Below are 12,480 nucleotides of genomic sequence, written 5' to 3' on the forward strand. Positions count from 1 at the left end.
GGGGGGGCAGGCCCCCAGGCGAGGAGGGGGCCGAGCAGGCAAGACCCGCACGAACCCACCGCACAAACACCCCCAGTACCAGCACCGCACCCCTCACCATCCACACCAGCACCGCACCCCTCACCATCCACACCGCCGCCCCCACCCCCACCCACCAGAAAAGATTCACCCCATGGCTATCTGGATCGACATCGCAGGGCTACCCCCCGAGCGTTTGATATTCAGTCCCTCGCCGCTCGCCGAGTTGGGGTCTGCCCTGCACGCGCTTGCCGAGCCCGGGCACCATCCGGGGCTGCACGGCTGGACGACCTCGACGGCAAGCGCGCTCAAGGCCGATCTGGCGGATCGGCTGCATGAGGCGGACTTTCTGTGGGGGCCTACGTTTTCGGACGTGACGATGGCGTTCGCCGCGGTCGCGGAGGCGGCCGGGCAGCCCGGCACGACGCTGGCCGAGGATCTGGATCTGCTCGACCGGCTCGACGACGAGCTCTACGTGGACGCCGCGCTGGAGATCACCTGCTCCAGCGCCTACAGCCGCGGCGGGCCGTCGCCGCTGGTGAACGCGGAGAGCCGTCGGGCGGCGCTGGAGCGGGCCGCCGCGCGCGGTCCCCGGCAGTCCGAGTTCGCGCGGCGGCTGCTCGCCGATCCGCCTGCCGTACGAGCTTGGGTCCGCCGGCTGTTCGAGGACTGTGACCAGGCGTTCTTCTCGGACGTCTGGCAGCGGGTGCGGTTCCAGCTCGCCGCGGACGCGCGCCACAAGGCCGAGGTGTTGCGCCGTAAGGGCCTGGCCGAGGCGATGGCCGAGGTGTCACCTGCGGTATCGCTGGACGAGGAGCGTTCGCGCATCGTCGTCGACAAGCTCAGCCACGGCCACAGCACGGCCACCGATCCGGCTGTCGGCGCGGGCGTCACCTTCGTGCCGTCCTCGTTCGGCTGGCCGCACCTGATGGTGCTGCATGCGCCGGGCTGGCGGCCGGTGATCCACTACCCGGTCGCGGCGCCGGAGCTGGCCGGTCCCGCCTCGGTCGCCCTGCTCGAATCGCGGCTCGACGCGCTCGCCCACCCGATGCGCCTGCGGATGTGCCGCAACCTGGCCCGTACGGCCTACACGACCGGCGAACTCGCCGCCGTGCACGAGATATCCGCGCCGGAGGTGTCGCGGCACCTCGCCGTCCTCAGGAAGGCCGGGCTGCTCCAGACGCGCCGCCGTGGCCGGTACGTACAGCACCAGCTGGACGTGCAGGTGGTGGCGCGTCTGGGCAGTGACTTCCTGGAGGGCGTGCTGCGCTGAGGAAGCGCCTGTTCCACGGCCGCCCCCTCAGTCCTCCTGAAGGAATTTCTTGGCGAGCGCGTCACCACGGGACACAGCCTCGCTGTGGCTCTCGATGGGAGACGCCTTGGAGTTCTTGAACAGGATGTACGTGACGCCGGACTCGGCGCCGCCGGTGGCCGGGTCGGGGTCGATGCCGAGGCCCTTGGCCGCCGCGTACGACGCCTCGCCGATGATCTTTTCGGGGCCGGTGTCGCCGACGACCGCGTACTCGACCTTGTTGTTGTAGATGATGGCGACCACGCCGCCGCCCTTGATGCCCGCCGACTCGTAGTTCCAGATGCCGCTGACTGACGGGACGACGACGTACGGCAGTTTCTCGGCGTTCAGCGGTTTGCCGTCGGACTGGTGGAAGCGGGTGTCCGCCTGGAACCAGGGGTCGGTGTTCTTGTTGCACTTGGCGGTGACCTGGCCGTCGCAGTCGATGTCCATGTCCGCCTTCCAGAACACGGCGTTCTTCTTGCCGCAGACCGGGACCGTGGCCGATGTCTCCTCGTCGGTGCGGTACTTGCCGCTGGATATCTGCGAACAGTTCTTGACCTTGGCGAGCAGGTCGGCGGCGCTCACCGACCCCTCGGACACGCCCGGCCGGCTCGCGGCGGCGGGAGCGGCGGAGGGCTGGGCGGTGGCGGGCAGTGCCGCGGCGGCGAGCAGCGCGGTTCCGGCGGCGGTGGCGAGGGCGGCGGTACGTATACGCACGGGAGGACCCCTCTGTTAGGAAAGTTTCCTTACGGAGCCCGCCCAATCTCCTCCCCTCCCCCACCCCCGTCAACCCCGCGCCATCTCTCGACTCACCCCCAACGGCCCCCACACCGCTGCCCGTTCACCTCACCAACACCAACCGGGCCACCACCCCCGCCCCCCTCGAACCACCTCAGCCTCAAATCGCCTCAGCCTCAACAACCGAAGTCAGCGCCGGAGTAGGCACAACCCGGACCATCCGAAACCCCGCCCCCTCCAGCAACACCTCGAACTCCGCAGCCGTACGCTCCCGCCCCTGAAGCATCATGAGCATCACCACATCCAGCGCGAAGGCCGGATGCGGCGTGCCGTCGGCGGGCAGCACCGCGTCGATCACAAGCAGCCGGGTGCCCGGGGTCATGGCCCTGCGGACGGTGCCGAGGATGCGCAGGCAGTCGTCGTCGGGCCAGTCGTGCAGGATGTTCTTGAGCAGATACAGGTCGCCGCCCTCGGGTACGGCCGTGAACAGGTCCCCGCCCTCGGTACGCCAGCGGCCGGCCAACTCGGCGGTGTCGAGCAGGTGATCGGCAACCGTTCCGGGCCGGTCGAAGAGCACGCCGGTCAGGCCCGGTGAGCGGGTGAGCACTTCGCGGAGCAGGCCGCCCCGGCCACCCGCCACATCCACGACCGTCCCGCTGTCGGGGAACGGGTAGCTCCCGGCGAGCAGTTCGTTCACCCCGCCGGTGAGCGAGGTCATCCCGGTGTCGAAGAGGCGGCTCGCGTCGGGGGTTTCGGCGAGGTGGGTGAAGAACGGGACCCCGTACGCGGCGTCGAAACCGGGCTGTCCCGTACGGAGGGTGTCCGCGAGACCGTCGGCGGACCGCTGGTACATCTCGTCGGTGAACAGCAGGACACCGGCGTGCCGGGAGCCCGGTACCCCGGTACGCAGGTCCGCGCCGGCTTCCGTCAGGCCGAAGGTGCCGTCCGCGTTCTCGCTGAACAGGCCGCGTGCGGCCAGCAGTCGCAGGATGCGGCGCAGGGGGACGGTCCGGGTACCGGAACGTTCGGCCAGCTCGTCGGCGGTCCGCGCGCCGTCGGCCAGGAGGTCCGCTATGCCGTGGAGGACGACGGCGCGCAGTGCGGACGCGTAGATGTGCCCGTACATGAGGTCGTGCAGCGACGACGTGGGGAAGTGGGGGTGGGAGGCGGCCGACGGGGTGACGGGAGTTGCTGTCATGGATGAGCTCCTACCGTTGGGCGGTGTGCCGACGCCTCCCATTATCGGCGGTTTGCGCAGCTCAGGGCGGGTTTTAGCGGTTCTGCCCCGCCCCGGTACCGGAAGGACTCCGTCAGGCCCCCGCGCCGCCCCCGGCCCGTACGAGCCCCGTCTCGTACGCCAGCACCACCGCCTGTACCCGGTCGCGCAGTTCCAGCTTCGTGAGGATGCGGCCCACGTGGGTCTTGACCGTGGCCTCCGACAGCACCAGCTGGGCCGCGATCTCGCCGTTCGACAGCCCCTGCGCGACCAGCAGCAGCACCTCCCGCTCGCGTTCGGTGAGCCGCCCGAGTTCCGGGCGGGACGGCTCGGCGGCGGCCGTCGGCAGCATCGGCGTGAACCGGTCCAGCAGGCGGCGGGTGGTGGACGGCGCGACCACCGCGTCCCCGCTCTGGACGGCGCGGATCGCGGCCAGCAGCTCGTTCGGCGGCACGTCCTTCAGCATGAAGCCGCTGGCCCCCGCCTTGAGCGCGGAGAAGGCGTACTCGTCCAGGTCGAAGGTGGTCAGGATGAGCACCTTCGGCGCATCTTCCTTCTGACCGTCCGCGCAGATCCGGCGGGTGGTCTCCACCCCGTCCAGGTTCGGCATCCGGACGTCCATCAGGATCACGTCGACCTTGGTGGACCGCAGCACCTCCAGGGCCTCCACCCCGTCACCGGCCTCGGCGACGACCTCCATGTCGGGCTGTGCGGCCAGCACCATACGGAAACCGGTGCGCAAGAGCACCTGGTCGTCGACGAGCATCACGCGGACAGTCATGGCAGGAGGTCCCTTTCAACGGCGGTGCGGCAACAGGGTACGGAGATATATGCGTACGGGGGTAAGTGCGTACGGAGCGAAAGCCCTACGGGACGGCGCCCGGCAGGAGGCGGAGCGCCCGGCGGGACGACCGGCCCCCGACCACCGCCGCCCTCACCGCCCTTCCCCTCACTGCCCCGGCTCCCCCTCACTGCCCCGACTTCAACGGCAGCACCGCGCTGATCCGGAAGCCCCCGCCCGGCCGCGGCCCCGCGTCCAGGCTGCCGCCGACCATGCCGACGCGTTCGCGCATGCCGATCAGGCCGTGGCCGAGGCCGTCGGCGCCGCCGCCCGTGTACAGCTCGTGCTGGGCGCCCCGGCCGTCGTCCTCGACCAGCAGGTCCAGCTCGCCGTCCTGGTAGGAGAGGCGGACCGTGGCGCCCACGTCCGGGCCGCCGTGCTTGCGGGTGTTGGTCAGCGCTTCCTGCACGATGCGGTACGCGGTCAGCTCGACGCTGCTGGGCAGCGGGCGCGGCTCGCCCGCCACCCGGAAGTCGACCGGCAGCCCGGCCCCCCGTACCTGGTCGATCAGGTCCGCCAGCTGCTCGACGCCCGGCTGCGGTACGTACTCGCCGCTCTCGGGCTGTTCACCGGTGCGCAGCACGCCGAGCAGCCGGCGCATCTCGGCGAGCGCCTGCCGGCCGGTGCCGGAGATCGTCTCCAGCGCCTGTTTGGCCTGCTCGGGGGCGGAGTCCAGGACGTAGGCGGCGCCGTCGGCCTGGACGACCATCACGGACACGTTGTGCGCGACGACGTCGTGCAGTTCGCGGGCGATCCGGGCGCGCTCGGCGGCCACCGCGATGCGCGACTGCGTCTCGCGTTCCTTCTCCAGGCGGGCGGCCTTCTCCTCCAGCTGGGCCCAGTACGCGCGGCGGGTCCGCACGGAGTCGCCGAGCACCCACGCCAGGACGAAGGGGACGGTGAGGAAGGCGATGGCGATCAGGCCCTGCCAGAGGTTGCGGTGCGGGGCCTCGTCCCCGCCGTACCGGACGGCGGCGATGGTCGGGCCGAGCAGCGCTCCGGCGAGGGCGACGCGCGAGGCCCAGCGCCGGGTGCCGGAGGCGACCGTGTAGATGATCACCAGCATGGCGAGGTTGGACGGCCTGGGCTGTACGTCGGTCCCGACCTGGCAGAGCCCGACCACGATCGCCAGCAGCAGCATCTGTCCGGGCGCCTTGCGCCGCAGCGCCACGACGAGGCACATCGCGATGTCGACGAGGGCGTCGGCGACGGTCCTCAGGTCGCTCTGCGCATCCGCCGACGCCACCAGCGTCAGGCTGCTGACACCGAACAGCAGGACCGCCCAGAAGGTGTCCACACCGGTCGGATGCCTGCGGAAGAAGTCGTAGAGACGCTGCACGTCACCCAGCGTAGGCAGAGCGTATCGGCGGACGGGTCAACCGGACGGGCGATCCTGGGGGACGGGACTACTCCGCAAGGTGGAGACGGGCCCGGGACCGTGGTCTCCGGTCCCCGGGCACACGGCCGTTTCCGGCGCCGGTCCGCGCCCCGGGCCGGGCGGCCCCGCGTACCGTGGTGCGGTGACACACGACTGGTGCGGCTGGCGGGACGCGACGGAGCGGGCGCTGTACGGCCCCGGTGGCTTCTACACCTGCGGCGACGGGCCGGGCCCCGCCGGTCACTTCCGTACCTCCGTGCACGTATCCCCCCTGTACGCCGAGGCGCTGGCCACGCTGCTGTGCCGGGTCGACGCGGCGCTCGGCAGCCCGGCGGAACTCGCGCTGGTGGATGTGGGCGCCGGGCGTGGCGAACTGCTGACGGGCGTACTGGCGGCGCTCCCCGAACCGGTGTGCGCCCGCGTGCGCCCCTACGCCGTCGAACGCGCCCCCCGGCCCGCCGGCCTCGACGAGCGCGTCACCTGGCGCGCCGAGCTGCCCGCGCCCGGCTCCCTGACGGGCCTGCTCTTCGCCAACGAGTGGCTGGACAACGTCCCGGTCGATGTCGCCGAGACCGACGGGGACGGGGTGCCGCGGCTCGTCCTCGTCAGCGCGGACGGCACCGAACGGCTCGGCGACCCGGTCACCGGCGCCGACGCCGACTGGCTCGCCCGGTGGTGGCCCCTGCCGGACTGCGCTCCGGACCACGCCCCCGCCTCCGGGCTGCGCGCCGAGATCGGCCACCCCCGGGACACGGCCTGGTCCCGCGCCGTACACACCCTGCGCGCCGGCCTCGCCGTCACCGCCGACTACGCGCACTCCCGCGACGCCCGCCCGCCCTACGGCACGCTCACCGGCTTCCGCGAGGGCCGCGAGGTCCGCCCCGTACCGGACGGCACCTGCGACATCACCGCCCACGTCGCCCTCGACGCCTGCGCGGGCCCCGGCGCCGAACACCTCACCCAGCGGCAGGCGCTGCACGCCCTCGGCATCGACGGCCGCCGCCCGCCCCTGTCCCTCGCCTCCAGCGACCCGGCCGCCTACGTACGGGCCCTCGGCGCGGCGGGCGCGGCGGCGGAGCTGACCGACCCGGCGGGCCTGGGCTCCTTCGGCTGGCTGCTGCAACCGGTCGGCGGCAGCTGTACGGGGCTGCTCACCAGGTGACGGCCGGCGGCGGCCGGCGAGCTGCGAGACTGTTCCCATGACGGAGACCACGGTCGGCATCGGCGGCGCGGCGGAGAGCACCGACATGGTGCTGAACATCGGCCCGCAGCACCCCTCCACGCACGGCGTGCTGCGGCTGCGCCTCGTCCTGGACGGCGAGCGCATCCAGCACGCCGAGCCCGTGATCGGCTATATGCACCGCGGCGCCGAGAAGCTCTTCGAGGCGCGCGACTACCGGCAGATCATCATGCTCGCCAACCGCCACGACTGGCTGTCGGCCTTCTCCAACGAGCTGGGCGTGGTCCTCGGTGTGGAGCGGATGCTCGGCATGGAGGTCCCCGAGCGCGCCGTGTGGACCCGTACGCTCCTCGCCGAGCTGAACCGGGTCCTCAACCACCTGATGTTCCTCGGCTCCTACCCCCTGGAGCTGGGCGGCATCACGCCCGTCTTCCACGCCTTCCGCGAGCGCGAAGAGCTGCAGAACGTGATGGAGGAGATCTCCGGCGGGCGCATGCACTACATGTTCAACCGCGTCGGCGGCCTGAAGGAGGACCTGCCGGCGGGCTGGCTCGGGCGCGCCCGGCACGCCGTCTCCGAGGTCCGTTCCCGGATGGACGTCTTCGACCGGCTGGTCCTGGGCAACGACATCTTCCGGGGCCGCACCCGCGGCATCGGCGTGCTGAGCCGCGAAGCGGTGCACGGGTACGGCGTGTCGGGGCCGATCGCCCGCGCCTCCGGTGTCGACTTCGACCTGCGCCGCGACGAGCCGTACCTGGCGTACGCCGAGCTCCAGGACACGCTGAAGGTGGTCACCCGCGAGGAGGGCGACTGCCTGGCCCGCTTCGAATGCCTGCTGGAGCAGACCCACAACTCCCTCGACCTGGCCGACGCCTGCCTGGACCGGATCGCCGGCCTGCCGCCGGGGCCGATCAACCAGCGCCTGCCGAAGGTCCTCAAGGCCCCCGAGGGCGCGACCTACGCCTGGACCGAGAACCCGCTCGGCATCAACGGCTACTACCTGGTCTCCAAGGGCGAGAAGACCCCGTACCGCCTCAAGCTCCGCTCGGCGTCGTACAACAACATCCAGGCGCTGACCGAACTGCTGCCGGGCACGCTCGTCGCCGACATGGTCGCCATCCTCGGGTCGCTGTTCTTCGTGGTGGGCGACATCGACAAGTAGGCGGCGCCGGTACGCGGGCGAGCGCCGCTACCTGCGCGGCTTCGGCCCCTCCCGGTGCCACGCCGTGACGCCGAGCCTGCCGGTGCTGCCCAGGTCGACCAGTTCGCGCACCGTCTGCGGCCGGCCGCCGTCCTCGGCCGGTGTGAGCGCCAGGTACGCGCCGTTCACCGCGCCGCCCGTCACGTTCGTGACCCGGTTGCGCCACATCAGTACGGCCGTGGCGTGCTCGCCCGGCTTGAGCGTCAGCGGTTCGGGGCCGATGTCGTCCACGATGTCCGAGCCGTGCGCTACCTTCACGTCCAGCGGCTTGCGGTGCTCGTCGAGGACGCGGACGCCCGGGTAGCCGTTGATCTTGTACGGGCGGGTGCCGCAGTTGGTCAGGGTGATCCCCATCGCGCGGGTGCCCATGGCGGCGTCCACCGGCAGCCCCTTGATGACGACGCCGTCCTCGGGGCAGGCGGGCGCGGTCCTGGAGGGCTTGGCCGTGGGCTCCGGCCGCGCCTTCGGTTCGGACGCCGACGAGCAGCCGGCCGCGGCGAGCGCCGTGACGGCGAGGGCGGCAGCCAGCGCCGTCCGCGTCACCGGCCCGGCCGCTCTCCCGGTGCCTGGTCCGGCCACTGCCCACCCCCGCGTCCGCCCGGCGCCCGCGCGTCCCGTACGGCGCGCGCCGCGCCCTGATCAAGTCGGTCGCCAGCGTACCCGTATGCAAACGTCCCGCCTCGCCGTACGGCCCGCCGCTTCATGCCCCGAAGAGCTCCCGGCACTCCTGCGTCCACCCCGTCACCTCGACCGGCACCATCCGGTGCGCCTCCCACCGCTCCCGGTCCAGCCGCAGCCGCCGCAGCGTCCGCGCCTCCCCGCGCACCGCGATGACCCGCACGCCGTCCGGTACGTATCCGAGCTTGCGCGAGACGGCCAGGGACCGGGGGTTGTCCGTCATCGCGGCGGACGTCACGGCGTGCGCGCCGAGCTGTGCGAAGGCGAAGTGCAGGACGGCCGCGCGCATTTCCGTACCGATGCCCTGGTTCTGGTGGGCCAGCCCCAGCCAGGAACCGGTCTCCGCCTCCCGGGTCACGCCGAAGTCGGCGGCGGAGAGTTCCTGTATGCCCACCGGTTTGCCGTCCCGCGTCACGGCCAGGCCCAGCGCCCAGCGCTCCGGCCGCCATTGCGCGATCAAGCCGAGCTGGTGCTGGAAGGTGCTCCGCCCGCGCTCCTCCGGGGAACCATCCGTCCAGGGCACGCTGAACGGCATCTCCGCCGGATCGTGCACACCGTCCGCGGAGACCGCGGCGAGTTCGTCCAGCAAGGCGGTGTCCGGCAGGCGCAGTTCCAGGCGCGGGGTGCGGATACGGATGCCGTGCGGGGGCCAGAAGCGGAACCCGTACTCCGGCACGGGTTCTCCTTTACGTGCGTCGCCTGCCGTGTCTGCCGTGTCTGCCATGACGGAATGCTGCCGAACGTACGGCAGTCCGTCGACCGGATTACCGCGCCCTCAGCCCCTGCAGATGCCGCCGCAGCACCGCGCGCTGCGCTTCCGGAGTGACGTACTCCGGCTCCAGCATCGCCCGCAGGTTGAGCCCGTCCAGCAGGGCGGACAGCCGCAGGCACTCCAGGTCCACGTCCAGGTCGGCGGGCAGGGCGCCGGATTCCTGCGCGCCGCGCAGCACCCGCGCCAGCAGGTCCCGCAGGCCGGCCTCCATCTCCACCGCGCACGCCCGCAGTTCCGGGCGGATACGGGCCGCCCCGCAGAACGCCATCCACAGGACCGCCTCCTGCCGCCGCTCCTCGTCCAGCGCCAGGAACTCCCCGATCAGCTCCTCGACCCGCGCCGGGCGTTCGTCGCGCGCCGCCGGGTCGAGGAGGCGGTCCACGTGGGTGCGCACGCGCCCGTCGATACGCGCGCTCAGCTCGCGCATCGTGAACAGCAGCAGCTCGTCGTGGTCGCGGAAGTAGTGCCGCACCGATCCGATGGCGAGCCCGGCCTCTTCGGCGACGTTGCGCAGCGAGGCGCCTTCCACCCCCTCCCGGCCGATCACGCGCAGCACGGCGTCGGCGACGGCCCGGCGGCGGGCCCCGGGATCAACGATCTTGGGCATGGTGGCCATTGTGGCACGGCCGCGCTAAATTGTTTTTAGCTCGGTCGAGCTAAAAACATTCGGGGCTGCCCTACGCGCCCACCAGCACACACTCTCGGGGGAACAGTGAACGGCTGGCTGCTCGCGACGCTCATCGCCGCGATCCTCGTCCTCGTGATCGTCAGGCGGCTGAAGGGTGAGCCGGTCCATGTGCGCGAGCTCTTCGCGGGCCCGGCCGTCCTCACGGCGCTCGGCATCGCCTTCATCGCCAAGGCCGACAACGTGACCGGGACCGACCTCGCCTGGGTGATCCCCGGCGCCTTCCTCGGACTCGCGCTCGGCGCCGTACGCGGCTGCCTGGTCCACCTCGGCGAGCGGGACGGCGCCCTGTGGCAGCGCTACACCGGCCGCACATTCGCCGTCGTCATCGCGTCGCTGCTGGTCTCCGCCGGTTACGGCATCCTCGCCGAGCACATGGGTATGCACCCGTACGCCCGCCCCACCCAACTCACCATCGGCGTCAGCTTCCTGGGCGAGTCGCTGCTGATCTACTTCCGCGCACGCAGGACGGGCACGCCGTTCGCCCCCGAGTCGGGCCGGAGCCCCCTCGATTCCCTGATCCGCCGCCTCCGGTGAGTCATGCGGCCGCGAGCAGGGCGGTCGCCACCGCCTTGGCGCGGAGGGCGGGGGCCGCCGAGCGCTCGCGCAGGGCGGTGACCTGGGCGCCGTCGATCAGCAGGACGAGCTGTTCGGCGAGTTCGCGGGTGCCGCGGGTGTAGCCGGCGCCGGTGAGCAGTTCGGCGACGTACGAGGTCAGGGTGGCCTTGTGGGCGGCGGCGGCGCGGTGCGCGGCGCTGGCCGGGTCCGCGATCTCGACCATGGTGTTGATGGCGGCGCAGCCACGGTAGTCGTCGGATGCGAAGCGCGCGGCGAGGGCGTCGAAGAGGGCGAGCGGCGTGCCGCCACGCTCGGCCACCGCGGCGTGCAGCCAGTCGAACCAGCGCCGGCCATATCCGTCGATCATGGCCACGACCAGGTCGTCCTTGCTCGCGAAGTGGCGGTAGAACGAGGCCCGCCCCACCCCGGAGGTGGCGAGCAGCCGCTCGACGCCGACGGCACGGATGCCCTCGGCGTAGAAGAGGTCCTCGGCTGCCCTGACGAGCCGTTCCCTGGCGTTGGTCGGCATGCGGCCACGATAACCAACCTTGACCTCAGATGGAACCGATCGGTACCGTCTCGCCATCCCAGCAGACGGTACTGATCGGTACCATTTCCTGAGCCGGAGGCCGCATGCCCCGCAACAGCGCGTCCCATCCACCGCCGTGCGCGCCCAGCACGCCCGGCACTCCCACCGCACCGACCTCATCGGCCGCCTCCGCCTCCGCCGCCTCCGGAAGCTGGCGCTTCCACGGGGCGGTGCTCGCCCTCGGTACGTTCGTCGTCGGCACCGACGCCTTCGTGATCGCCGGCGTCCTCCCCGACATCGCCGCCGACCTGCACATCGGCCTCGGCGCCGCGGGTCAGCTCGTCACCACGTTCGCCATCGGCTACGCGCTGCTCTCGCCCCTCCTGGCGGCGCTCACCGCGGGCTGGTCACGGCGCACGGTGCTGATCACCGCGCTGCTCGTCTTCGCACTCGGCAACGCGGCCACCGCCCTGGCTCCGACCTACCCGCTGGCCCTCGCCGCCCGCGTCGTCGCGGCGGCCGGCGCCGCGCTCTACACCCCGAACGCCTCGGCCACCGCCGCCGCCCTCGCGGGCGAGACGGCACGCGGGCGTGCCTTCGCCCTGGTGAACACCGGGCTGACCTCCGCGCTGGTCCTCGGCGCGCCGCTCGGTACCGCCGTCGGCGGCGCGTACGGCTGGCGCACCACGATGTGGCTGGTCACCGTCCTGCCCCTGCTCGTCGTACCGCTGCTCGCCGCCCGCCTGCCGCGCGTACGCATCGACACCCCGCGCGGCCTGCGCCGCCGCCTCGCCCCACTGGCGGACCGCCGTGTCCTGTACGCGCTGGCCGTCACCGTCGTCGTGTTCGTCGGGATCTACATTCCGTTCGAATACATCAGCGCCGTCTACGCGCCCGTGCTCGGCCACGGCGCGGGCGGCGGCGGTACGGACAGCACCCTCGCGGCGGTCCTGCTGCTGATCTTCGGCGTCACCGGTACGGCGGGGAACCTCGTCGCCGGGCACCTGGCCGACCGCTTCGGCCCGCGGCGGGTGATCCTGGGCGCCGCGCTCGCGCTCACCGTCGTCTTCGCGCTCGTACCGCTGAGCAGGGAGTGGCTGCCCGCCGCGCTGGTCGCGGTGGCGGTGTCCGGGTGGGTGTCGTTCTCGGTGACCACACCCCAGCAGCACCGGATCGCCGCGCTCGCCCCCCAGGCCCAGGCCGTGGTCGTCTCCCTCAACGCGGCCGCCATCCACCTCGCCGTATCCCTGGCGGGCGGTCTGGGCGGCATCGGCGTGGAGACGGTGGGGGCGGCCCGCCTGCCGTGGCTGGCCGCCGGGTTCACGCTGGTCGCGGCCGTGCTGACGGCGGCCGGACGCCGCCGTGAGTGACAGCAGTCGGCCGCCGTCATGA

General features: G+C 72.3%; 13 protein-coding genes. 5 read left to right on the forward strand and 8 right to left on the reverse strand.

Going from position 1 to position 12,480, the window contains the following annotated elements:
• The first annotated feature begins 178 nt into the window (after positions 1–178).
• Positions 179–1,291, forward strand: a complete 1,113-nt coding sequence (locus ADK86_RS30780; protein ID WP_078952372.1) for a DUF5937 family protein — start codon at positions 179–181, stop codon at positions 1,289–1,291.
• 27 nt (positions 1,292–1,318) lie between these two features.
• On the opposite strand, the gene ADK86_RS30785 is transcribed toward ADK86_RS30780, so the two are convergent.
• From ADK86_RS30785 to ADK86_RS30800, 4 genes are all read right to left on the reverse strand, one after another.
• Positions 1,319–2,029 (reverse strand): glycoside hydrolase family 75 protein, encoded by a 711-nt coding sequence (locus tag ADK86_RS30785; RefSeq protein WP_053699551.1) that lies wholly within the window; start codon positions 2,027–2,029, stop codon positions 1,319–1,321.
• Between the two features lie 181 nt (positions 2,030–2,210).
• Positions 2,211–3,248 carry a methyltransferase gene (locus tag ADK86_RS30790; RefSeq protein ID WP_053699552.1) on the reverse strand — a complete coding sequence of 346 codons (1,038 nt, stop codon included), beginning with the start codon at positions 3,246–3,248 and terminating at the stop codon, positions 2,211–2,213.
• A 112-nt stretch (positions 3,249–3,360) separates the two neighbouring features.
• Positions 3,361–4,047: a response regulator gene (locus ADK86_RS30795; RefSeq protein WP_053699553.1), complete on the reverse strand. Its 687-nt coding sequence runs from the start codon at positions 4,045–4,047 to the stop codon at positions 3,361–3,363.
• A 187-nt stretch (positions 4,048–4,234) separates the two neighbouring features.
• Positions 4,235–5,446, reverse strand: a complete 1,212-nt coding sequence (locus ADK86_RS30800; protein WP_053699554.1) for a sensor histidine kinase — start codon at positions 5,444–5,446, stop codon at positions 4,235–4,237.
• Between the two features lie 181 nt (positions 5,447–5,627).
• Here ADK86_RS30800 and ADK86_RS30805 point away from each other — a divergent pair, with 181 nt between their 5' ends.
• Positions 5,628–6,647, forward strand: coding sequence for an SAM-dependent methyltransferase (locus ADK86_RS30805; protein ID WP_053699555.1), 1,020 nt, complete (start codon positions 5,628–5,630; stop codon positions 6,645–6,647).
• A gap of 37 nt (positions 6,648–6,684) precedes the next feature.
• Complete coding sequence (locus ADK86_RS30810) at positions 6,685–7,827, forward strand: NADH-quinone oxidoreductase subunit D (protein WP_053699556.1); 1,143 nt, start codon at positions 6,685–6,687, stop codon at positions 7,825–7,827.
• A gap of 27 nt (positions 7,828–7,854) precedes the next feature.
• On the opposite strand, the gene ADK86_RS30815 is transcribed toward ADK86_RS30810, so the two are convergent.
• The 3 genes from ADK86_RS30815 to ADK86_RS30825 all read right to left on the reverse strand — a co-directional run bounded on the left by ADK86_RS30815 (position 7,855) and on the right by ADK86_RS30825 (position 9,923).
• Positions 7,855–8,409: a DUF4232 domain-containing protein gene (locus tag ADK86_RS30815; RefSeq protein ID WP_053699557.1), complete on the reverse strand. Its 555-nt coding sequence runs from the start codon at positions 8,407–8,409 to the stop codon at positions 7,855–7,857.
• A 157-nt stretch (positions 8,410–8,566) separates the two neighbouring features.
• Positions 8,567–9,268, reverse strand: coding sequence for a GNAT family N-acetyltransferase (locus tag ADK86_RS30820; RefSeq protein ID WP_234346101.1), 702 nt, complete (start codon positions 9,266–9,268; stop codon positions 8,567–8,569).
• Between the two features lie 40 nt (positions 9,269–9,308).
• Entirely contained in the window at positions 9,309–9,923 is a 615-nt protein-coding gene (locus ADK86_RS30825; protein WP_053699584.1) for a TetR/AcrR family transcriptional regulator, read from the reverse strand.
• A gap of 105 nt (positions 9,924–10,028) precedes the next feature.
• Here ADK86_RS30825 and ADK86_RS30830 point away from each other — a divergent pair, with 105 nt between their 5' ends.
• A complete protein-coding gene (locus tag ADK86_RS30830) occupies positions 10,029–10,538 on the forward strand; it encodes a DUF1453 family protein (protein ID WP_053699559.1) in 510 nt (169 codons plus the stop codon).
• A 1-nt stretch (position 10,539) separates the two neighbouring features.
• On the opposite strand, the gene ADK86_RS30835 is transcribed toward ADK86_RS30830, so the two are convergent.
• Positions 10,540–11,088 (reverse strand): TetR/AcrR family transcriptional regulator, encoded by a 549-nt coding sequence (locus ADK86_RS30835; RefSeq protein ID WP_004571905.1) that lies wholly within the window; start codon positions 11,086–11,088, stop codon positions 10,540–10,542.
• 104 nt (positions 11,089–11,192) lie between these two features.
• On the opposite strand from ADK86_RS30835, the gene ADK86_RS30845 reads away from it, so the two are divergent.
• Positions 11,193–12,458, forward strand: coding sequence for an MFS transporter (locus tag ADK86_RS30845; protein WP_234346102.1), 1,266 nt, complete (start codon positions 11,193–11,195; stop codon positions 12,456–12,458).
• The last annotated feature ends 22 nt before the right edge of the window (positions 12,459–12,480 follow it).

Source organism: Streptomyces sp. NRRL F-5755 (assembly GCF_001279365.1).
Taxonomy (GTDB): Bacteria; Actinomycetota; Actinomycetes; order Streptomycetales; family Streptomycetaceae; genus Streptomyces; species Streptomyces rimosus.

Bases quoted from the DNA above. Each gene is read 5' to 3' on its own strand.
- ADK86_RS30825 (WP_053699584.1), bottom strand. From the start codon at position 9,923: ATGCCCAAGATCGTTGATCCCGGGGCCCGCCGCCGGGCCGTCGCCGAC.
- ADK86_RS30795 (WP_053699553.1), bottom strand. From the start codon at position 4,047: ATGACTGTCCGCGTGATGCTCGTCGACGACCAGGTGCTCTTGCGCACC.
- ADK86_RS30835 (WP_004571905.1), bottom strand. From the start codon at position 11,088: ATGCCGACCAACGCCAGGGAACGGCTCGTCAGGGCAGCCGAGGACCTC.
- ADK86_RS30820 (WP_234346101.1), bottom strand. From the start codon at position 9,268: ATGGCAGACACGGCAGACACGGCAGGCGACGCACGTAAAGGAGAACCC.
- ADK86_RS30790 (WP_053699552.1), bottom strand. From the start codon at position 3,248: ATGACAGCAACTCCCGTCACCCCGTCGGCCGCCTCCCACCCCCACTTC.
- ADK86_RS30845 (WP_234346102.1), top strand. From the start codon at position 11,193: ATGCCCCGCAACAGCGCGTCCCATCCACCGCCGTGCGCGCCCAGCACG.
- ADK86_RS30810 (WP_053699556.1), top strand. From the start codon at position 6,685: ATGACGGAGACCACGGTCGGCATCGGCGGCGCGGCGGAGAGCACCGAC.